Below are 19,924 nucleotides of genomic sequence, written 5' to 3' on the forward strand. Positions count from 1 at the left end.
CTTCATCATGTCCCTCCGACATTCCTGATATCGACGCTTCGAAGCTCCCGGTGTCCGGGTCGACGCCGCCCGGGCCGGACTAACGCAGACCTTCCCGGAGGCTGTCCAGGAGTTTCCATTCCGCGTCGCCGGGCTGCCAGCGGGCACTGTCCATCCGCACCCGGTAGCCGGCGCCGTCGTCGTCCGCCGTCCCGCGCACCGGGGTGCCCTCCTGCCGGTAGTGCTCCCAGGCGCGCACCTCGTGGTATCTCAGCGGCTGCCCCGAGGACCGCAGGACCCGCCACCAGCACACCTCGGAGCCGCGGGCGGACAGTACCGCACCCACCTGGCGCGGACCGCCGGCGTCGAGCAGCTCGGCAATGTCTCCGTAGGACAGCACGCGTCCGGGCGGTATGAGATCGGCCACAGCCAGCACCGCGTCGGCGTAGTCCCTGCGCATATCCAGTAGGCTACCGACGCCGCCGGGCTCTGGGCCAATCACGGGAATGTCACCGCTCCCGGATAGGTTTAGTGCATGAACAGCTGGCATCAACTCCCCCGGGCCGCCTTCGATTTAGAGACCACGGGCCGGGATCCGCAGACCGCGCGGATCGTCACCGCATCCATCATCCTGGTCAACGGCCGGGACGAGACCCTGCAGCACCACGAGTGGCTTGCCTGCCCCGGGATTCCGATCCCGGCCGAGGCGGCAGCCATCCACGGCATCACCAACGAACGTGCTCAGGCGGAGGGCGGGGACCCCGCCGCAGTCACAGCCGAGGTGGCGGAGGTGCTGGCCGGTATGTTTGCCGCCGGGATTCCGGTCCTGGCGTTCAACGCCTGCTATGACTTCACTGTCCTGGCCCGCGAATGCGAGCGCTTCGGGCTGACGGTCCCCCATCCGATGCCGGTGATCGACCCGTACATCCTGGACAAGCAGGTGGACCGGTTCCGCCGCGGCAAGCGCACCCTTACAGCCATGGCCGAGCACTACGGCGTCGGCTTCGAAAATGCCCACACCTCCGCCGCCGACGTCGCGGCCACCCTGTCCGTGGCCGCGGTCATGGCGGAAAAGTATCCGGAACTCCAGTGCGACGCACGCACCCTGCACGATTCCCAGGTCAGCTGGGCCGCCGGCCAGGCCGCCAGCTTCCAGGACTACCTCCGGCGCCGGGACCCGGAAGCCGTCATTGACGGAAGCTGGCCGTTCCGGGCCGCACCGGACCACGAACCCGGTTCCGTCCTGGATCCCGCCTGATTCCTGGCTGCATCCCTCCTGCGAACCTCTTCACAGGCCGTCACTTTGGCCGGGTCGCCGCAGCCATCATGCGATACTGGTTACTGTGTTTGGCGCTGATGGCGCCCCAGGCGTACCCGCGCGTACTGAACGCGCGTGACGTCTCGCGCCACGAGATTGGCAGACACCCCTCCGCACGGCCGGCATCCAGGCACGGCACAGAACCGTGCCCCTTTCCGCATGCTCCGGGCCGGCCATCTAACGCATATGACGAGGACGAATGATCACAGTTACCGACCTTCGCAAGGTCTACCGGCAGGGCGAGCGAACCGTCACCGCACTGGACGGCGTGAGCCTGAGCGTGCCCAAGGGGTCGATCCACGGGATCATCGGGCACTCCGGTGCCGGTAAGTCCACGCTGGTCCGCTGCCTGACCCTGCTGGACCGGCCGACGTCGGGCTCCGTCACGATCGACGGCCGTGAGCTGACCGCGGTCAAGGACTCCGAGATCCGTGCGGCCCGCCGCCGCATCGGAATGGTGTTCCAGCACGCGAACCTCATGGATTCCCGCACAGCCGCAGCCAACATCGCGCATCCGCTGGAACTCGTCGGCACCAAGAAGAGCGTCATCGATGCCCGGGTAAAGGAACTCCTGGCCCTCGTGGGACTGGAAGGCAGCGCCGGGGCATACCCCGCGCAGCTTTCGGGCGGACAGAAGCAGCGGGTGGGCATTGCCCGGGCGCTGGCCTCCGATCCGGATGTGCTGCTGTGCGACGAGCCAACCTCGGCGCTGGACCCCGGCACCACGGATGACATCCTGGACCTCATTTCCGACCTCACCCGCCGCCTGGACCTGACGGTCCTGATCATCACGCACGAGATGAACGTGGTGAAGCGGATCTGCGATTCGGTGTCCCTGCTGGAAGCCGGACGCGTCGTGGAACACGGCCCGCTGCGCGAGGTTGCCTCGGACCTACGCGGCCGGCTGGCCAAGCAGCTGATCCCGCTGCCCGTCACTCCGCCGTCGCCCGGCGGTCCGGTCCTGGAACTGCTGTTCACGGGCCAGACCACCTCGGATCCGGTGCTGTCCGCACTGACCCGCCGATTCGACACCGACGTCAACGTCCTTGCCGGCAGCGTAGAGCTGCTGGCCGGCACCCGCTTCGGACGGCTGCGCATCCAGTTGGATACGCACACCGACATGGCCGCCGTCCATGAATACCTCGCCCTGCAGGGCGTCACCGTGGAGGTGGCAGCATGAACTTCCTGACCGGACTCTTCGACAACCCCGGAATCACCAAGGCCCTGCCGGAGGCCGTGGTGGAGACCCTCCAGATGGTGGGCATCGCCGGGTTCTTCACCCTGCTGATCGGGCTGCCGCTGGGCGTGTTCCTGCACGTCAGCGCCCCCGGGGGCCTGCTCCCCATGAAGATCGTCAACCGGATTGTCAGCGACATCATCGTCAACATCACCCGGTCCGTGCCGTTCGCCATCCTGATGGTCACCCTGATTCCGCTGGCACGCCTCATCACCGGCACCTCGATCGGCCCCGTGGCGGCCTCGGTTTCGCTGAGCATCGCGACCATCCCGTTCTTTGCCCGGCTGGTGGAAAACGCGCTCCGCGACGTCTCCGGCGGCAAAATCGATGCGGCCCTGGTGATGGGCTCAACCAAGATGCAGGTGGTCACCAAGGTGCTGCTGCGCGAAGCCCTGCCCGGACTCGTCGCCGCCCTGACCACCACATTGGTGACCCTCGTGGGCTACTCCGCCATGGCCGGCATCGTCGGCGGCGGCGGCCTCGGCCGACTGGCCTACAACTACGGCGTCCAGCGCTTCGACACCCAGGTCATGGTGGTCACGATCATCATCATCGTGGCCCTCGTCCAGATCATCCAGCTGGCCGGCGACTTCGCCTCGCGCCGGGTGGACCACCGGTCGGCCTCAGGTACCGGACGGCGCAGCCGCCCGGCTGCCGCGGCAGAAGGCATCAGCCCCGCCGCCGCCCCCGCCGGCACCGCCCGCGAACCCGATAAGACCACGGTCTAACCTCCGTCTTCGCAGAGCCCGGCATGCCCGGGCCCTGCGGACCTGCAGCCAGTAGCCGCTAGCTGCACCTTCCCCGGACGGCGGACATCCGCTTCCCGGGTTACGTGAAAGGAACGCATTCGATGCGTAAAACACTTACCCTCGTTGCCACCGGTGTGGCCACGGCTCTGGCGCTGACGGCTTGCGGCGGATCTGATTCCGCCTCCAGCGCCGTAGACAGCCTTGACCCGGAAAAGCCGGTCACCCTCACCGTGGGTGCCAGCCCCACGCCGCACGCCCGGATCCTGGAGTTTGTCCGCGACAACCTCGCCGAGGGCACCGGCCTGGACCTCGAAATCCAGGAGTTCGACGACTACGTGACGCCGAACATTTCCCTCAACGACGGCGACAGCGACGTCAACTTCTACCAGCACCTGCCCTACCTGGAATCCCAGATGGAGAGCCAGGGCTACGACTTCGAGCACGGCGCCGGCATCCACGTGGAGCCCTACGCCGCGTTCTCGGAGAAGCACGAGGACGTTTCCACCATCAAGGAGGGCGCCCGGGTCATGGTCACCAACGACCCCTCGAACCAGGCACGCGCCCTCAAGATGCTTGAAGAGGCCGGACTCATGAAGGACATCGCGGACGACTCCTCCGTGCTGACCCTGACCGAGGAACAGAATCCCAAGGACCTGGACTTCCAGGAAAACCAGCCGGAACTGCTGGTCAATGACCTCAGTGATCCCACCGTGGACCTTGCCATCATCAACGGCAACTACATCCTCGAAGCCGGGCTGAACACGGACGACGCCCTGCTGGTGGAATCCGCCGATGACAACCCGTACGCCAACTTCCTCGTCTGGAAGACCGGCAACAAGGACGCACGGATCGACAAGCTCGAGGAACTGCTCCACTCCCCCGAAACCAAGGCCTTCATTGAAGAGACCTGGCCGAACGGTGACGTGACCGCCGCTTTCTAGGCCGGACACGAAAAACCCCGCACCTCCCGTCAAAGGGAGGTGCGGGGTTTTTTACTGCCCTAAACCGCCGGACCTACGGCTGCGCCTCGGCTGCCGCCTTCGCGGCGGCGGGGAGGGCGTCGTAGATCCGGTTCATCGCGGCGTCGTCGTGGGCGCCGGAGAGGAACCAGGCCTCGAACACGGACGGCGGCAGGTACACGCCGGCGTCGAGCATCGAGTGGAAGAACGGCTTATAGCGGAAGGACTCCTGCGCCTGGGCCTGCTCATAGTTGTGCACGCCGGTGGCGGAGGTGCCGAAAGCGACGCTGAACAGGCTGCCCGCGCGCTGGATGCTGTGGTCCACGCCCGCGGCTTCCAGTGCGGCGGAGACGGCGGCGGAGAGCTCCGCGGAGCGTGCATCCACCGTGGCATAGACCTCGGCGGTGGCGGCCTTCAGCGTGGCCACGCCGGCTGCCATCGCGATCGGGTTACCGGACAGGGTGCCGGCCTGGTAGACCGGGCCCAGCGGGGCCAGGTAATCCATCACGTCGGCACGGCCGCCGAGCGCGGCTACGGGCATGCCGCCGCCGATGACCTTGCCGAAGGTGAACAGGTCCGGCGTCCAGCCTTCCTTCGCGCCGGTCAGCCCCCAGTAACCGCCCGGTCCGGTGCGGAACCCGGTGAGTACCTCGTCGAGGATCAGCAGGGCGCCGTGCGCGGAGGTGATGCGGGACAGGGCGGCGTTGAAGCCCTCATCAGGGGTGACCACGCCCATGTTCGCGGGTGCGGCTTCGGTGATGACCGCGGCAATGTTCGCGCCGTGTTCAGCGAAGGCCTTCTCGACGGCGGCTACGTCGTTGTACGGCAGCACCAGCGTTTCCGCGGCGGTGGCTTCGGTGACGCCGGCCGAGCCGGGCAGCGCCAGGGTGGCCAGGCCGGAGCCGGCGGAGGCCAGCAACCCGTCGAGGTGGCCGTGGTAGCAGCCGGCGAACTTGATGACCAGGTTCCGGCCGGTGTAGCCGCGGGCCAGCCGGATGGCGGTCATGGTGGCTTCGGTGCCGGTGGAGACCATGCGCAGGCGCTTCACACCCGGCACCCGGTCCATGACCAGCTGCGCCAGTTCCGCTTCGGCCGGAGTGGACGCACCGAAGGACAGCCCGTTGTCGACGGCGGCATGGACGGCCGCCAGGACGTCCGGGTGGGAGTGGCCCACCAGGGCCGGACCCCAGGAGCAGACGAGGTCAACATATTCGCGGCCCTCCGAGTCCGTAATGTACGGGCCCTTGGCGGAGACCATGAAGCGCGGAGTGCCGCCCACGGAGCCGAAGGCCCGGACCGGGGAGTTCACGCCGCCGGGCATCAGGGCCCGGGCGCGGTCAAAGAGTTCTTCGGAGGAAGACGGTGAGACAGGTGAGGACATTACTTGCTTTCCTTCAGCCAGGCCGCCAGCTCGGTGGCCCAGTAGGTGAGAATCATGTTGGCGCCGGCCCGCTTGATGCCCAGCACGGACTCTTCGATGGCCCGGCGGCGGTCGATCCAGCCGTTGGCGGCAGCCGCTTCAATCATCGCGTACTCGCCGGAGATCTGGTAAGCGCCCACGGGGACCGGGGACATGGCAGCCACGTCGGCCAGCACGTCGAGGTAGCTCATGGCCGGCTTGACCATCACCATGTCGGCGCCTTCTTCGAGGTCCAGCTCAACCTCGAGCAGCGCTTCGCGGCGGTTCGAGGCGTCCATCTGGTACGTGCGGCGGTCACCCTTCAGCTGCGAGTCCACGGCTTCGCGGAAGGGGCCGTAGAACGCGGAGGCATACTTCGCCGCGTAGGCGAACAGGGAGACGTCGGTGTAGCCGGCGGTGTCCAGCGCGTGGCGGATGACGGCGATCTGCCCGTCCATCATGCCGGACGGGCCCAGCACGTGGGCGCCGGCGCGCGCCTGCTCCACGGCCATCCGGCCGTAGATGTCCAGGGTGGTGTCATTGTCCACCACGCCGTTTTCGTCCAGGACCCCGCAGTGTCCGTGGTCGGTGAATTCGTCCAGGCAGACGTCGCTCATGATGACCAGCTCGTCGCCCACTTCCTCACGGACGGCAGCGATGCCGCGGTTGAGGATGCCCTGGGGATCGGTGCCGGCACTGCCCACGGCGTCACGCTCGGCGGGGATGCCGAAGAGCATGATGCCGCCGATGCCCAGCTCTGCCGCTTCGGAGGCGGCCTTTTTGAGGCTGTCCAGGGTGTGCTGGACGACGCCGGGCATGGAGGTGAGCGGGTTGGGCTCGGTGATGCCCTCGCGGACAAAGGCCGGAAGGATCAGTTCGGCGGGATCCAGCCGGAACTCTGCGGTCAGCCGCCGCATGGCGGGGGTGGTGCGGAGGCGGCGGGGGCGGTGCTGGGGGAAGCTCATGGAGGTAATTCTGCCTTCCGGTAAAGATGGGGAACTAGGGGGTAGGACCCGTAGACATAGCAATGGACAGTGCCTGCGCTATTCCCGCCGGGGTTGGCTGCTTCGCCACGGCATCCGCGTCCACGCCCAGCTCGCGCATCCGTGCCGCCGTACTCTCGCCGATGGCGACCAGCAGGGTTCCGGCGGGGACCGGCGCGCAGCGGCGCACGAACCGGCGGGCAATGCTCGGCGAGGTGAGGACGACGGCGCGGGGTCCGGCGGGTGCCGACGCGGCAAAGGCTTCCGGGTCCAGCAGCCCCTCCCCGGGGACCGCCGGGGTAAAGCGCACGCCGGCGGCGGGGTAGTCCACGGTGCAGTACGCGGTCACGGCCCGCACGTCCCAGCCCAGTGAGGTCAGGGCGTCGTTCAGGGACGGATCGGCGACGTCGGCCTGCGGCAGCAGCACCCGCAGGTCCCCGCCCTCCGGATCGGATCCGGACGGATCCGGCCAGGAGGCGGCCAGGCCGCGGGCGGACTGGTCAGTGTCCGGCAGGAAGTCGATATCGAAGCCGATCTCCTCCAGCGCCTGCCGCGTGCCCGCGCCGACGGCCGCGATGCGGGTGTCCGCGGGAACCACGGCGTCGGGGCGGATGCCCAGCGCTGCGCACCGGCGGGTTACGGCCCGGACCGTGGTGACACTGGTGAAGACCACCCAGGCGAACCGGCCGGCCTTCAGCGAATTCAGGGCGCGGTCCAGCAGGGCGGTGTCCGCGGGGAACTGGAAGTCGATCAGGGGCATCAGCGCCACGGATGCCCCGCAGTCTTCCAGCTCCCGGACCATGGCCGAAGCCCGGTCCGGGGTGCGGGGAAGAACCACAAACAGTCCGGCGAGGTCCGGACCCTGATGCCTGGCTGCCATCTCAGCGGCTCCCGAAGCCGGGCATCAGCTGGCGGGCAGGTCGGTGAGCTGCCCGGCGCCTGCTGCGAGCAGCTCCTCGGCCACCTGCACGCCAAGGGCACGGGCGGCGTCTTCAGTGCGTTCGCCGGCGACGGCGGTGCGGCGCATCAGGCGCGTGCCGTCGTCGCTGCAGACCACTGCCTCGAGCGTGATGCCGTCGGCGTCGACGCGGGCCAGTGCCCCGACCGGAGCCGTGCAGCCTGCTTCAAGCCGGCCGAGCATGGCCCGTTCGGCAGCCACGGTGAGGCGGCTGTCGGCGTGGTCGTAGGCAGCAAGTGCCTTGGCGAGCCGGCCGCCGTCGGCTGCGTCCGCGGCACGGCATTCCACGGCCAGGGCTCCCTGTCCGGGGGCGGGCAGCATCACGGCGGGGTCGATGTACTCGGTCACCATGTTCAGCCGGCCCAGTCGGGCCAGTCCGGCGGCAGCCAGCACCACGGCGTCGAGGTCTCCGGGGGCGCCTTCGACCAGGCCGGCAACCCGGCCCAGGCGGGTGTCCACGTTGCCGCGGATATCCACGATCTCGAGGTCCGGGCGGGCGGCCCGCAGCTGGGCGGCGCGGCGCGGGGAACCGGTGCCGATCTTCGCCCCGGCGGGAAGCTGTGCCAGGGTCAGGCCGTCCCGGGCGCACAGGACGTCGCGGACGTCCACGCGTTCCGGAACCGCGCCCAGGGCCAGGCCGTCCGCCGGAGCGGTGGGCAGGTCCTTGAGCGAGTGCACGGCGACGTCGCAGTCACCGCGCAGCAGCGATTCCCGCAGCGCTGCCACGAAGACGCCGGTGCCGCCGATCTGCGACAGGGCGGCACGGTTGATGTCACCCTCGGTGCGCACCCGCACCAGTTCGATGTCGAAACCGCCCAGCCCCGACAGTGCCTCGGCGACGGTGGTGGTCTGGGTGACGGCCAGGGCGCTGCCGCGGGTGCCGATGAGGACGGGCGACTGTGCCACTACTCGACGCCCACGGTGGAGTCGGCGCCGGCGATGGTCGGCTTTTCGCCGCGCAGGTTGGCGCAGCAGCCGGGACGGCAGACGTCGTACCAGGGGCCGAGGTCGGTCATGGCGGGGCGGATGGCAATGTTGTTTTCCAGGGTGCGTTCCTGCAGCAGGTCCACCAGGCCGGACACGAAGGTTTCGTGGATGCCCGGGGTCGGCGTGCGGTCAGCCGCCAGGCCCAGTTCCTTGCAGGTATCCATGGCCTCGGTGTCGAGGTCCCAGAGGACTTCCATGTGGTCGCTGACGAAGCCCAGCGGAACAATCACTACGCCGTTGACGCCCTTGGCGGGCAGTTCCGCAATCGCGTCGTTGATGTCCGGTTCCAGCCAGGGGATGTGCGGGGCGCCGGAGCGGGACTGGTAGACCAGCTGCCAGTCCAGGCCTGCGGCTTCGGGGATGCGGTCCATGATGGCGCGGGCATTGGCCAGGTGCTGGGCGACGTAGGCGCTGCCTTCTTCGAACTCGCGGTCGCGCGGGCCGGAGGCTTCGGCGTCGGCGGTGGGGATCGAGTGGGTGGAGAAGAGGATCTCGATCTTTTCGTTCTCCACGCCCTTGGCGGCGAGCTGGGCCCGGACCTTGGCCACGGACTCGCGGACGCCTTCGACGAAGGGTTCCACGAAGCCGGGGTGGTCGAAGTACTGGCGGACCTTGTCCACGTGCAGCTTCTTGTCCAGGCCGGTCTTCAGGAGGTTCATGCCCAGGTCTTCGCGGTACTGGCGGCAGCTGGAGTACGAGGAGTACACGCTGGTGGTGATCATGAGGATGCGGCGGTAGCCGTTGTCGTAGGCGTCCTGGAGGACGTCCTTGATGTACGGCGCCCAGTTCCGGTTGCCCCAGAGCACGGGCAGTTCGACGCCGCGGCGTGCGAGTTCGGCTTCCAGTGCCGCCTTCAGTGCACGGTTCTGCTCGTTGATGGGGCTGATGCCGCCGTTGGCGCGGTAGTGGGTGGCCACCTCTTCCAGCCGTTCATCGGGGATTCCGCGGCCGGCAGTGACGTTGCGGAGGAAGGGGATGACGTCTTCCTGGCCTTCGGGACCGCCGAAGGAGGCCAGCAGGATGGCGTCATAGTGCTTCGGGGCCATGCGGCCGTTGTCATCGACGCCCTCGAACGGGTCGAAAGCGGGCTCGTTGGAAACAGCGGATGTCATTTGAGTACCTCGGCAACTTCGGCGGCCGGAATACGCCGGCCGGTATAGAACGGGACTTCTTCACGGACGTGGTTGCGGGCCTCGGTGGCACGCAGGTGGCGCATCATGTCGACGAGATCAACCAGATTGGGAGCTTCCAGGCCCAGGATCCATTCCCAGTCGCCAAGGGCGAAGGAGGCCACGGTGTTGGCCAGGACCTGGGGGAATTCGCGGCCGAGCATGCCGTGGTCGCGCAGCATCTTCCCGCGTTCCTCGGCGGGCAGCTGGTACCACTCATAGGAGCGGACAAACGGGTAGACGCAGATCCAGGTCTCGGGGTCGATCCCCCGGGCAAAGGACGGCCAGTGGTTCTTGGAGAACTCCGCATCGCGGTGCACGCCCATGGCGGACCAGGCGATCTCGGTGCCGGCGAAGAGCTCGGTCCGGCGCACCTGGCGCAGGGCCGCCTGCAGCGCTTCGGGCGCGCTGCCGTGCAGCCAGACCATCACGTCCGCATCCACGCGCATGGCGGAGACATCGTAGAGGCCGCGGAGCGTGACGTTGCCGGCGGTCAGGTCCTTGGCGAGGGCTTCAAAGGCTTCAACCGCACCGTCGGAAACAGGTGCTTTGGGCGTGGAGGACCGCTTGAAAACGGTCCAGAGGGTAAAGAACTGTTCTTCGTTGCCGGCCGCCTCGGCGGGGCTGCGGTCCATCGTCTCACTCATGTTTAACAGTCTGCCCTTTGCATATAGGTAAGTCGAAACACAGCACTTCTACCATGTGTAGAAAGTGTGCAAGGTCACAGCAGGGCGCGTGAAAGCGCTGCCATCCGGGTCCGGGTGTCGGCAGTGACTGCTGCCAGGCCGGTGCCGGCCAGCCAGGCCCCCACCGCTTCCAGTCCCGGTGCTTCGGCTACGGCCGCACGGACGGCCTCCACCCGGTCCTTATGCCCGACGACGGCGGAGGGCAGGGCGCCCACCCACCGGACAACGTCCCAGCCCACGACGTCGTCGGCCTTGATCCGGACCTGCAGCAGGCCGGACGCGTCGGCAACGGCCTGCCGGAAGAGATCGTCATCCGCGCGGTCCACGTGCGCCGGTTCCGCCACGGCGTCCTCCGGGGAGAGTGCCCGGCCGTAGGACAGGCGCAGCACGTGGGTTCCGGGACCGGTGGAATCCGCGAGCCACTGCCATTTGGCGGTGGCGTGGGTGATGGCCTTGGCATCGATGCCCTCCACGTCCCGGGCCACGAGCACTCCGGTGCCGCGCGGCATGGCATCCAGTTCCGGCAGGTCCACCACGAGGGTTACCAGGGCAACGCCCGGGCCCGGCTGCGGCCGGTAGGCGGATACCTCGGGCAGTGCGGTGGCGATCAGGTCCACGGCGGCCGGACCTTCGGCGGCCGCCACTACGGCGTCGGCGGCCAGTTCCTGCCCGTCGCTGCAGCGGATCCGCCAGCCTTCGGCGTCACGGGCCAGGGATTCGGCACGGATGCCGGTGCGCAGGAGGGCCCCGGAGGTTTCGAGGTCGGAAACCAGGGCCTCGGTGAGCCGGCCCATGCCGCCGTCGAGTCCGGCCACTGCGGATCCGGCGGGGGCGGCCGCACGCAGAGCACCCACGGCTGCGGCAAGGGAGCCGTGCCGGGAGATGGCAGCGCGCAGCCCCGGCGCCACGGAGTCGACGTCGAGCATGTCGGGGTCGGAGGAATAGACGCCGCCGACCACGGGGGTGACGAGCCGGCGGAGCACTGCCTCGCCCATCCGGGTCCGCACCACCTCGCCCAGGCTCATGGACCCGCGGCGGTTCAGGGAACCCACCGGCAGGACCTTGTCCATGGCCGCCCGGGCCGCACCGGCACGCCCGAGGGCATGGACAATGTCCGGGTGCCTCGGGTCGGCGGGGATGCCGAGCAGTCCGCTGCTTGGCATCCGCTGGGCACCCGAGGGCAGGTCTTCCGCTGCCAGCTGCAGCCAGGACCCTGCCGGGTTGGGTGCCGCCACCGAGTCGGCCAGGCCAAGTTCCCCGATCAGTTCCGGAACGGCGGGTGAGCGCGTGGCGAAGGACTCCGCGCCGCTGTCCAGCTGGATGCCGGCGACGGTGTGCCGCCCCACGCAGCCGCCGAACGTTTCCGATGCCTCCAGTACGGTGACGCGGATGCCCGCACGCTGCAGGTCCCGGGCCGCGATCAGCCCGGAGATGCCGCCGCCCACGACGACGGCGGAGGGGCCTGCCGGCGTTTCGGGCGGATGCTGTGCACCGGTTTTACGGGCACTCCGGCCGGCTGCGTTCTCCGGCTTGGCGAGGAAACGGTGCGGCATGGGTTACGGCTCCACCGAATGAATCAGTTCAACCACCCGTGTGAGGACGGCTGCGTCGGTTTCCGGCGGCACGCCGTGGCCCAGGTTGACCACATGGCCCGGCGCGGAGGCACCGGCGGCGAGGACCTCGCGGACGTGTGCTTCCAGGATGTCCCACGGGGCGCGCAGCAGCGCCGGGTCGATGTTGCCCTGCAGCGGCGTCGTCCCGCCGAGGCGGCGGTTGGCTTCGTCCAGCGGCAGCCGGTAGTCCACGCCGACCACATCCACGCCGACGTCGCGCATGGCCACCAGCAGCTCGGAGGTGCCGGTGCCGAAATGAACCAGCGGCGCGCCGAGGCCGCGGACATGGTCCAGGGCCCGGGAGGAGGCCGGGGCCACGTGCCGAACGTAGTCCGCCAGTCCGAGGGAGCCGGCCCAGGAATCAAAGAGCTGGCCGGCGCTGGCGCCGGCTTCCAGCTGCGCGCGCAGGAACATTCCGGACGCGTCGGCGGCCCAGGCCGTCAGGGCCTGCCAGGCGTCGGGATCGGCGTGCATCATGGTGCGCGGGCCGAGGTGGTCGCGGGACGGCTTGCCCTCCACCATGTAGGCGGCCAGGGTGAACGGTGCACCGGCGAACCCGATCAGCGGCTTGGAGCCGAGCTCGGCCACCGTCAGCCGGACGGCCTCGCGGATGGGTTCCAACGCCTCTTCGGTCAGCCGGGGCAGGGCGGCGACGTCGGCGGCGGTCCGCACCGGGCGGCCCAGCACGGGCCCGACGCCGGGAACAATGTCCACGTCCACGCCGGCCAGTTTCAGCGGAATCACGATGTCGGAGAAGAAGATGCCCGCATCGACGTCGTGCCGGCGCACCGGCTGCAGGGTGATCTCCGCCGCGAGCTCGGGACGGAGGCAGGAATCAAGCATGCCGATCCCCTCCCGGGCCTTAAGGTATTCGGGCAGGGAGCGGCCGGCCTGGCGCATGAACCACACCGGACGGCGGGCGGGAGTGCCGCCGCGGTACGCAGTGATCAGGGGCGAGTCGGCCGTGCGGCCATCCAGCAGCGGGTGAGTGGCGCTAAGAGTCATACCTTGATTCTCTCCAAAATCCGGGGCAAGCGATAACCGGGCCCTTCCGGGCGGCCCCGGTGGCGCTTCTCACACCTCTAACGATCCATTTCCGGCCGGACCGATTGAAGGTATCCTCCCGGGCGTGGCTAGTATTGACCTACTGTGGTTCTACTTTCCCTCATTGCTACGCACACCGACGTAGACCTGGAGACTGTCGCCCGGCTGAGTGCCGGCGCATCCGAGGTCTCGTCTTCGCTGGTCGATTCCGGAACCGCCGTCTCCGGCTCCGTTGTCCTCGCAACCTGCAACCGGTTGGAGGTGTATTGCGAAACCGGCTCGGACGCCGATATTGAAGCCGCCCGTTCGGCTGTTGTTGCAGAAATCAGCCGGCACTCCGGCATGAGCGAAGACCTCGTCTCCCGCTCCTTCGCCACGAACACCGGCGAATCCGTTCCCCAGCACCTGTTCGCCGTCGGCGCGGGACTGGATTCCGCCGTCGTGGGCGAACGCGAAATCGCCGGCCAGGTGCGCCGGGCACTTATTGAAGCCCAGGAGAGCGGAACCGCCAGCGGCGGCCTCACCCGCTTATTCCAGACCGCTTCCCGCACCGCCAAGGATGTTGGCGCCCTGACAGCCCTCGGTAAACGGGGGCTTTCCATTGTGTCGGTGGCCCTGGGCCTGGCCACGGATTTGTCCGAAGACCGCGACTGGTCGAAGAAATCGGTGGTGGTGTTCGGTACCGGCGCGTACGCCGGCGCCACCATGGCCCTCCTCAAGGAGCGCGGCTGCACCGACATCAGCGTCTATTCCTCCTCGAACCGTGCGGAGTCCTTCGCCGCCTCACGCGGCGGAAAGCCCCTGACCCGCGAGTCCCTGCCCGCCGCGCTGACGCGCGCCGACGTCGTCATCGGCTGCAGCGGCAGCGACAGCCAGGTCAGCGCCGAAGATGTCCGCCGGGTCCGCGAGGCAGCCGGCAAGCCGCTCATCATCATTGACCTTGCGCTGACCCATGACTTTGAGCCGGCGGTCCGCGAAATTGACGGCGTCGAGCTGATCACCCTGGAATCCGTCCGGCTGGCCGCACCGGCCGAGCAGGCCGAATCCCTGAAGCAGGCGAGCACCATCGTTGCCGACGCGGCGAAGAACTTCTCGAAGCAGCAGCTCAGCCGCGAGATGGACTCGGCCATCGTCGCCCTGCGCCGGCACACCCTGGACGTGCTCGAATCGGAGCTGGAGAAGGTCCGCGCCCAGCACGGCTGCACCGGCGCCGCCCAGGAAGTGGAGTTCGCCATGCGCCGCATGGTGAAGCAGCTGCTCCACGTCCCCACGGTCCGGGCCCGTGAGCTGGCCGCCGGCGGCCAGCAGGAGGACTACATCCGGGGCCTGGAGGCCCTGTACGGCATCACTGTGGAGCGCGGCGACGCCGCCGCACCCGCCAAGGGTTCCGGTTCCGCTGCGGACGACACCGCTGCCGGCACCGGCGAAGACGACGCCGAGCCGAAGTCCGCGTAAGCGAACCTCAGTAGACCGGCTTCTCCGGTTCCACCCGGCGCACCCACTCCAGGATCCCGCCGGTCACGTTGTAGACCTCCGGATACCCCTCGCGGCGCAGATAGGCTGCGACCTCCGCGGACCGCACGCCGGATTTGCAATGCACGTACACCGGCCGGTCCCGGTCCGGCCGGAACTCCCCCGCCAGCACCGCGGCCCGCGGCGCCAGGCGGGCGCCGTCGATGCGGACAATCTCATGCTCCCCCGGCTCGCGGACATCCAGCAGCTCAAAGTCCAGTGCTCCTGCCGAGCGTTCCGCCAGCAGGTCCCGCAGTTCCGTCACCTCGACTTCGGCTCCGGCCGGGCCGGGTTCCGCGGGCGCAATGCCGCAGAAGGCCTGGTAGTCGCTCAGTTCGGTCACGCGTTCGGCCTGCGGATCCCGGCGGACTCGGAGTTCGCGCCAGCTCATCTCCAGGGCATTGAACACCAGGACCCGGCCCAGCAGGGTCCGCCCTGTTCCGGTGATGAGTTTGATGGCCTCGTTGACCATGACCGAGCCGATCTGCGCGCACAGCACCCCGAGCACTCCCCCTTCCGCGCAGGACGGCACGGACCCTGCCGGGGGCGCCTGCGGGAACAGGTCCCGGTAGGTGGGTCCGTGTTCGCCCCAGAACACGCTGACCTGGCCGTCGTACCGGAGAATCGATCCCCAGACGTACGGCTTGCCCAGGATTTCGGCGGCGTCGTTGACCAGGTAGCGGGTGGCGAAGTTGTCGGTTCCGTCCACAATCAGGTCATAGCCGGAGAAGATCTCCAGGACGTTGGAGTTGTCCAGCCGTTCCCGGTGCAGGATGACGCGGACCAGCGGGTTCAGTTCCGCGACGGAGCGGGCGGCCGACTCCGCCTTGGGGGTGCCGACGTCGGACACGCCGTGGATGACCTGGCGCTGCAGGTTGGAGACGTCCACGACGTCGTCGTCGACAATTCCCAGCGTGCCCACTCCCGCGGCCGCCAGATAGAGCAGGGCCGGTGATCCCAGGCCTCCGGCCCCCACCACCAGCACCCGGGCGTTCTTCAGCCGGCGCTGCGCTTCGGCGCCGAAGCCGGGGATGATGAGGTGCCGGGAGTAGCGTTCGGTTTCATCGCGGGTCAGGTCCTCGCCGGGCGCCACCAGGGGCGGTAGTTCGCCGGCGGGAACGGATGCACTTGCTATGGTCATGAAGTCCAATCTAAGCCACGGGTATGGCGGTTGGGCCTGTCGCTTCGAATACCCGCAGGTAAACTAAGGGTCATTGTCCGTGCAGCTCAGTGCTCCGGAACTGTTGAGAGGTCCACCAGTGAGTAACCAGGCAGCCGGCAAACCGGTTCGGCTCCCGCGGGAGGAACGCCGCCGGCAGCTGCTCCGCGCAGCGCAGGAAGTGTTTGTCAGCAACGGCTTCCACGGCGCGGCCATGGATGAGATCGCCGAGGCGGCGCACGTCAGCAAACCCGTCCTGTACCAGCACTTCCCCGGCAAGCGGGAGCTGTACATGGCCCTGCTGGACAACCATTTGAATACACTCACCGAGTTCCTGGCCACGGCACTGAACTCCACCACGGACAACAAGCTCCGGGTCCGGGAGACCATGCGGGCCTATTTCCGCTTCGTGGCGCAGGACAGCCAGGGACACCGGATGGTGTTCGAATCCGACCTCACCAATGATGCCGAGGTCAGCGCCCGCATCGAGGAATTCAATGCCCGCTTCGCCAACAGCATTGCCGGGGTCATTGCCGAAGACACCAAGCTTTCCCACCTCGAGGCCACCCTGCTGGGCCGGGCCTTGGCCGGAATGGCGCAGGTCAGCGCCCGGTACTGGCTGGAAACGGACGGCGACCTGGACATCGATGCGGCCAGCGAGCTGGTCTACCGTTTAGCTTGGCGCGGAATCAGCCGGTTCCCCAAAGAGATCTAGAGTAGATTTCGGATTAGTTCGTAAATCGTTAATCAGGAGGCATCACGGTGGAAGTAAAAATCGGCATTCAGAATGTAGCCCGCGAAATTGTCTTCGAATCCGGCCAGAGTGCCGATGAAGTTGCCGACGCCGTCGAGCAGTCCCTCGCCAGCAGCGCGCTGCTGCGGCTGAAGGACATCAAGGGCCGGCTGATCGTTGTTCCCGGCGCTTCCATCGGCTACGTCGAGATCGGTGCCGAGGAAGTCCGTCGGGTCGGTTTCGGGGCCCTCTAGCCCGCCGCGCCATGCTCAGCCTGATCCTGGTTACACTGGCCGCCGTCGCCGCAGGTTTCGCGGTGTGGGCCGTTGACCGCCACCGTGACCTCTACGGTGCGCTGCTGCTGCCCGGCATTGCCGTGTGCGCCGCACTGCTCACCTGGCTGGTGCTGCGGGCCGCAGGCGCCGCTTCCTTTGAAGCGGACTGGGTCGGCTGGGCTGTTCCGGTTGCCGTATCGATCCTGGCGCCCATCGTGGCCGCGGTTCCGATCGGCCGCAGCCGTGCCAGGGCGGACACAGCCGAGACCGAGCGCATCCTGCGCCTGTAGCTCCGGTGTAGCGGTGCCGGCCCGGACGCGGGAACAGGACACGGAAAAGGGCGGTGCTTCGGCACCGCCCTTTTCTATGTCCTGCACCCGGGATAAGCCCGGTGTACGGCTAGGCCGTCAGGCCGAGAAGACTCATGCGTTTTGAATGGTTCCGTGTCAGCTGCGCCGTGAGCGACTTGATTTCGGCGTCCACGGCACCCTGCCCTTCACCATCGAGCAGCCCGCCCAGGAAGGCCCGTTCCATCAGGACCCGCTGGGCCTGGGTGAGTGCTTCACCCACCAGCCGCCTGCCCCACAGTGCCAGCCGCGAGGCCAGGCGCGGGTCATCCGCCAGGGCTTCCCGCAGCCTGCCGAGCAGGATTTCGCCCGGCTGCTCCGTGGCCTTGAGCCCCTGGAAGAGGCTGTTGGTTTCCGCGTCCAGCCGGGACGCGACCGCGGAGTAGAAATCGTCGGAGATGGCATCCGTGACATAGAACTTCATCAGGGACTCGTACCAGTCCGCCGGCCGGGTGCGGTCGTGGAACGCGTCCACGGAGGGCTGGAAGGGCCGCATAGCTTCTTCCGGGTCCGCGCCCATGGCACTGAGCCGGTCACAGATCAGTTCGAAGTGCGCGTATTCATGCACCGCGAGGCGTCCCAGGGTGGCGCGGTCATGCAGTGTCGGGGAAAAGCGGGCGTCGGAGGACATCCGTTCAAACGCCGACAGTTCGCCGTAGGCGATGGCTCCGAAAAGGTCCGTGAGGAACCGCTGATAAGTGTCGCCGGTGTGCTGCGCGGCCGCCCCGGATGCGGCCGGATGGTCCGTTTGGTGCCCGTTAGTCATACCCGCCAGCGTACCCGCCGCCGCCGGCGCGGGCCGCGCCCGCAGCCGGATGCGCGGTGTTCTGCGGCTGGCGGGTAGACTGGGAAAGTAGAAATTGGATGCCCGGTCGTCTGTCCTTGAAGTTGATGTTTTTGCTGTACTGACCAGACCCGCAAACCCTACGCGATCTTGATTTTTCGGCCGCCGCCGTGGCCAATGGAGCACAGGCGGCCAGCAGTTGTTAGCCCGCGATCGGCTTCCGCTGGACGCACCGCGTGCGTGCCATCCGCTCCGGGATGGGCTGTAACAGCCACTCGTCGAGCCTGGCGCCCCCGCGCTGCCTAAACTGAACGGTATTTAATTGAACACTGAACTTTCCGAGGTTGACGATCGTCACCTCACTGCCGATGACAGCACCGAAGCGCTGGCGGTCGCCGACACCCTCGCCGTCGAGGCGAAGGCTGCAGAGATTCCCGAACTGACCTTCGCCGACTTCGGCGTCCGAGCAGACATCGTCGAATCCCTTGCCGACGCCGGGATTACCCATCCCTTCCCCATCCAGTCCATGACGCTGCCCGTTGCCCTCGGCGGCCACGACATCATCGGCCAGGCCAAGACCGGTACCGGCAAGACGCTCGGTTTCGGCATTCCCGCTCTCCAGCGGGTGGTGGGTCCCGAAGACGCGGGCTACGCCGAACTCGCCGTTCCCGGCGCGCCGCAGGCCCTGATCGTGGTGCCCACCCGTGAACTGGCAGTCCAGGTGGCAGGCGACCTCACCACCGCTGCCCGCCGCCGCGGCGCCCGCATCGTCACGATCTACGGCGGCCGTGCCTACGAACCGCAGACGGAAGCCCTGGCAGCCGGCGTCGAAATCGTGGTCGGCACCCCCGGCCGCCTGATCGATCTCTACAACAAGAAGCACCTGTCGCTGAAGAACGTCCGGGTCGTTGTCCTTGACGAGGCCGACGAAATGCTGGACCTCGGCTTCCTGCCCGACGTTGAAACGCTGATGGCCGCCACCCCGGCCGTGCGCCAGACCCTGCTGTTCTCGGCCACCATGCCGGGCGCCGTCGTCGCCATGGCCCGCCGCTACATGACCAAGCCCACCCACATCCGGGCCGCTGATCCCGACGATGAAGGCCTGACGAAGAAGGACATCCGGCAGGTGGTCTACCGGGCGCACAACCTGGACAAGGCCGAAGTAGTGGCCCGCATCCTGCAGGCACGCGGCCGCGGCCGGACCATCATCTTCACCAAGACCAAGCGCACCGCCGCGAAGCTGTCCGAAGAGCTCGTGGACCGCGGCTTCGCTGTCGCTGCCATGCACGGCGACCTGGGCCAGGGTGCCCGCGAGCAGGCCATGCGCGCCTTCCGCAATGAAAAGGTCGATGTGCTGGTGGCCACCGACGTCGCCGCACGCGGCATCGACGTTGACGACGTCACCCACGTCATCAACTACCAGTGCCCCGAAGACGAAAAGACCTACCTGCACCGCGTTGGCCGCACCGGCCGCGCCGGCAACAAGGGCACCGCGGTGACCTTCGTGGACTGGGACGATGTCCCCCGCTGGGGCCTGATCAACAAGGCCCTGGGCCTGGACCAGGCGGAGCCGGTGGAAACCTACTCCTCCTCCCCGCACCTGTACACCGATCTGGACATCCCCGAAGGTACCAAGGGCCGCCTGCCCCGCAACAAGCGCACCCACGCGGGCATCGATGCCGAAAAGATCGAGGATCTCGGCGAAACCGGCAAGTCCGGCGGACGCAGCGCATCCTCCTCCCGTGAGGGCGGCCGCTCCGGCTCCGGGCGTCCGGAGCGCAGCGGTTCCGGGCGTTCCTCCGACCGTGCCCGCAGCGGCGGACAGGGCTCCCGCCGGGGCGAGTCCCGCTCCGGTGACTCCCGGTCCGCAGACCGTCCCGCTGAAACCCGGACCGCAGAAACCCGTCCGGCCGAAACGCGGACCGCGGCTCCGGCAGCGGACGGCACGGCCGCCGACCGCCCGCGCCGGAGCCGGACCCGCCGCCGCAACGGCGAGGTTGTTCCCAAGACCGGCCCGGCCGCCGAATAGCAGC

The 19,924-nt window shown here is 68.1% G+C and carries 20 protein-coding genes; 9 read left to right on the forward strand and 11 right to left on the reverse strand.

Going from position 1 to position 19,924, the window contains the following annotated elements; translation table 11 throughout:
- Positions 1-79: 79 nt before the first annotated feature.
- Positions 80-439: an MGMT family protein gene (locus NNX37_RS01190; protein ID WP_255790266.1), complete on the reverse strand. Its 360-nt coding sequence runs from the start codon at positions 437-439 to the stop codon at positions 80-82.
- Positions 440-514: 75 nt separating this feature from the next.
- Here NNX37_RS01190 and NNX37_RS01195 point away from each other — a divergent pair, with 75 nt between their 5' ends.
- The 4 genes from NNX37_RS01195 (at position 515) to NNX37_RS01210 (ending at position 4,224) form a co-directional block, all read left to right on the forward strand.
- Positions 515-1,237 carry a 3'-5' exonuclease gene (locus NNX37_RS01195; RefSeq protein ID WP_255790267.1) on the forward strand — a complete coding sequence of 241 codons (723 nt, stop codon included), beginning with the start codon at positions 515-517 and terminating at the stop codon, positions 1,235-1,237.
- Positions 1,238-1,496: 259 nt separating this feature from the next.
- On the forward strand, positions 1,497-2,477 hold the full coding sequence (locus NNX37_RS01200; protein WP_255790269.1) for a methionine ABC transporter ATP-binding protein: 981 nt from the start codon (positions 1,497-1,499) through the stop codon (positions 2,475-2,477).
- Positions 2,474-3,262, forward strand: coding sequence for a methionine ABC transporter permease (locus NNX37_RS01205; protein WP_255790270.1), 789 nt, complete (start codon positions 2,474-2,476; stop codon positions 3,260-3,262). The genes NNX37_RS01200 and NNX37_RS01205 overlap by 4 nt, the downstream gene beginning before the upstream one ends.
- A 122-nt stretch (positions 3,263-3,384) precedes the next feature.
- Entirely contained in the window at positions 3,385-4,224 is an 840-nt protein-coding gene (locus NNX37_RS01210) for a MetQ/NlpA family ABC transporter substrate-binding protein (RefSeq protein WP_255790272.1), read from the forward strand.
- A gap of 73 nt (positions 4,225-4,297) precedes the next feature.
- On the opposite strand, the gene hemL is transcribed toward NNX37_RS01210, so the two are convergent.
- From hemL to hemE, 8 genes are all read right to left on the reverse strand, one after another.
- Positions 4,298-5,623: a glutamate-1-semialdehyde 2,1-aminomutase gene (gene hemL, locus NNX37_RS01215; protein ID WP_255790274.1), complete on the reverse strand. Its 1,326-nt coding sequence runs from the start codon at positions 5,621-5,623 to the stop codon at positions 4,298-4,300.
- On the reverse strand, positions 5,623-6,606 hold the full coding sequence (gene hemB, locus NNX37_RS01220; RefSeq protein ID WP_255790276.1) for a porphobilinogen synthase: 984 nt from the start codon (positions 6,604-6,606) through the stop codon (positions 5,623-5,625). Before hemB ends, hemL begins: the two co-directional genes overlap by 1 nt.
- Positions 6,607-6,640: 34 nt before the next feature.
- Complete coding sequence (locus tag NNX37_RS01225) at positions 6,641-7,504, reverse strand: uroporphyrinogen-III synthase (RefSeq protein WP_255790278.1); 864 nt, start codon at positions 7,502-7,504, stop codon at positions 6,641-6,643.
- 24 nt (positions 7,505-7,528) lie between these two features.
- Positions 7,529-8,488, reverse strand: coding sequence for a hydroxymethylbilane synthase (hemC, locus tag NNX37_RS01230; RefSeq protein ID WP_255790280.1), 960 nt, complete (start codon positions 8,486-8,488; stop codon positions 7,529-7,531).
- On the reverse strand, positions 8,488-9,681 hold the full coding sequence (locus tag NNX37_RS01235) for a ferrochelatase (RefSeq protein WP_255790282.1): 1,194 nt from the start codon (positions 9,679-9,681) through the stop codon (positions 8,488-8,490). Before NNX37_RS01235 ends, hemC begins: the two co-directional genes overlap by 1 nt.
- Positions 9,678-10,385, reverse strand: coding sequence for a hydrogen peroxide-dependent heme synthase (hemQ, locus tag NNX37_RS01240; protein WP_255790285.1), 708 nt, complete (start codon positions 10,383-10,385; stop codon positions 9,678-9,680). The genes NNX37_RS01235 and hemQ overlap by 4 nt, the downstream gene beginning before the upstream one ends.
- A gap of 74 nt (positions 10,386-10,459) precedes the next feature.
- On the reverse strand, positions 10,460-11,977 hold the full coding sequence (hemG, locus tag NNX37_RS01245) for a protoporphyrinogen oxidase (protein ID WP_255790288.1): 1,518 nt from the start codon (positions 11,975-11,977) through the stop codon (positions 10,460-10,462).
- Positions 11,978-11,980: 3 nt separating this feature from the next.
- Positions 11,981-13,042 (reverse strand): uroporphyrinogen decarboxylase, encoded by a 1,062-nt coding sequence (gene hemE / locus NNX37_RS01250; protein ID WP_255790290.1) that lies wholly within the window; start codon positions 13,040-13,042, stop codon positions 11,981-11,983.
- A 144-nt stretch (positions 13,043-13,186) separates the two neighbouring features.
- Here hemE and NNX37_RS01255 point away from each other — a divergent pair, with 144 nt between their 5' ends.
- Complete coding sequence (locus NNX37_RS01255; protein WP_255790292.1) at positions 13,187-14,536, forward strand: glutamyl-tRNA reductase; 1,350 nt, start codon at positions 13,187-13,189, stop codon at positions 14,534-14,536.
- 7 nt (positions 14,537-14,543) lie between these two features.
- Here NNX37_RS01255 and moeB read toward each other — a convergent pair whose 3' ends face one another.
- Positions 14,544-15,734 carry a molybdopterin-synthase adenylyltransferase MoeB gene (moeB, locus tag NNX37_RS01260; protein WP_255790294.1) on the reverse strand — a complete coding sequence of 397 codons (1,191 nt, stop codon included), beginning with the start codon at positions 15,732-15,734 and terminating at the stop codon, positions 14,544-14,546.
- A 118-nt stretch (positions 15,735-15,852) separates the two neighbouring features.
- Here moeB and NNX37_RS01265 point away from each other — a divergent pair, with 118 nt between their 5' ends.
- From NNX37_RS01265 to NNX37_RS01275, 3 genes are read left to right on the forward strand one after another with little or no spacing between them, the layout of a single operon-like run.
- A complete protein-coding gene (locus NNX37_RS01265) occupies positions 15,853-16,467 on the forward strand; it encodes a TetR/AcrR family transcriptional regulator (RefSeq protein ID WP_255790296.1) in 615 nt (204 codons plus the stop codon).
- Between the two features lie 47 nt (positions 16,468-16,514).
- Positions 16,515-16,739 (forward strand): DUF3107 domain-containing protein, encoded by a 225-nt coding sequence (locus NNX37_RS01270; RefSeq protein ID WP_255790299.1) that lies wholly within the window; start codon positions 16,515-16,517, stop codon positions 16,737-16,739.
- Between the two features lie 11 nt (positions 16,740-16,750).
- Positions 16,751-17,050 carry a hypothetical protein gene (locus NNX37_RS01275; RefSeq protein WP_255790301.1) on the forward strand — a complete coding sequence of 100 codons (300 nt, stop codon included), beginning with the start codon at positions 16,751-16,753 and terminating at the stop codon, positions 17,048-17,050.
- Positions 17,051-17,159: 109 nt separating this feature from the next.
- Here NNX37_RS01275 and NNX37_RS01280 read toward each other — a convergent pair whose 3' ends face one another.
- Complete coding sequence (locus NNX37_RS01280; RefSeq protein ID WP_255790312.1) at positions 17,160-17,873, reverse strand: ferritin-like fold-containing protein; 714 nt, start codon at positions 17,871-17,873, stop codon at positions 17,160-17,162.
- A gap of 403 nt (positions 17,874-18,276) precedes the next feature.
- On the opposite strand from NNX37_RS01280, the gene NNX37_RS01285 reads away from it, so the two are divergent.
- Entirely contained in the window at positions 18,277-19,920 is a 1,644-nt protein-coding gene (locus NNX37_RS01285; protein WP_255790892.1) for a DEAD/DEAH box helicase, read from the forward strand.
- The last annotated feature ends 4 nt before the right edge of the window (positions 19,921-19,924 follow it).

Source organism: Arthrobacter zhaoxinii (assembly GCF_024385505.1).
GTDB lineage: Bacteria > Actinomycetota > Actinomycetes > Actinomycetales > Micrococcaceae > Arthrobacter_B > Arthrobacter_B zhaoxinii.

Excerpts from the sequence above, each read along its gene's own strand:
- hemB (WP_255790276.1), bottom strand. The coding sequence starts at position 6,606 with ATGAGCTTCCCCCAGCACCGCCCCCGCCGCCTCCGCACCACCCCCGCC.
- moeB (WP_255790294.1), bottom strand. The coding sequence starts at position 15,734 with ATGACCATAGCAAGTGCATCCGTTCCCGCCGGCGAACTACCGCCCCTG.
- NNX37_RS01205 (WP_255790270.1), top strand. The coding sequence starts at position 2,474 with ATGAACTTCCTGACCGGACTCTTCGACAACCCCGGAATCACCAAGGCC.
- NNX37_RS01225 (WP_255790278.1), bottom strand. The coding sequence starts at position 7,504 with ATGGCAGCCAGGCATCAGGGTCCGGACCTCGCCGGACTGTTTGTGGTT.
- hemQ (WP_255790285.1), bottom strand. The coding sequence starts at position 10,385 with ATGAGTGAGACGATGGACCGCAGCCCCGCCGAGGCGGCCGGCAACGAA.
- hemE (WP_255790290.1), bottom strand. The coding sequence starts at position 13,042 with ATGACTCTTAGCGCCACTCACCCGCTGCTGGATGGCCGCACGGCCGAC.
- NNX37_RS01210 (WP_255790272.1), top strand. The coding sequence starts at position 3,385 with ATGCGTAAAACACTTACCCTCGTTGCCACCGGTGTGGCCACGGCTCTG.
- NNX37_RS01195 (WP_255790267.1), top strand. The coding sequence starts at position 515 with ATGAACAGCTGGCATCAACTCCCCCGGGCCGCCTTCGATTTAGAGACC.
- NNX37_RS01280 (WP_255790312.1), bottom strand. The coding sequence starts at position 17,873 with ATGACTAACGGGCACCAAACGGACCATCCGGCCGCATCCGGGGCGGCC.
- NNX37_RS01190 (WP_255790266.1), bottom strand. The coding sequence starts at position 439 with ATGCGCAGGGACTACGCCGACGCGGTGCTGGCTGTGGCCGATCTCATA.
- hemG (WP_255790288.1), bottom strand. The coding sequence starts at position 11,977 with ATGCCGCACCGTTTCCTCGCCAAGCCGGAGAACGCAGCCGGCCGGAGT.
- hemL (WP_255790274.1), bottom strand. The coding sequence starts at position 5,623 with ATGTCCTCACCTGTCTCACCGTCTTCCTCCGAAGAACTCTTTGACCGC.
- NNX37_RS01200 (WP_255790269.1), top strand. The coding sequence starts at position 1,497 with ATGATCACAGTTACCGACCTTCGCAAGGTCTACCGGCAGGGCGAGCGA.
- NNX37_RS01275 (WP_255790301.1), top strand. The coding sequence starts at position 16,751 with ATGCTCAGCCTGATCCTGGTTACACTGGCCGCCGTCGCCGCAGGTTTC.
- NNX37_RS01235 (WP_255790282.1), bottom strand. The coding sequence starts at position 9,681 with ATGACATCCGCTGTTTCCAACGAGCCCGCTTTCGACCCGTTCGAGGGC.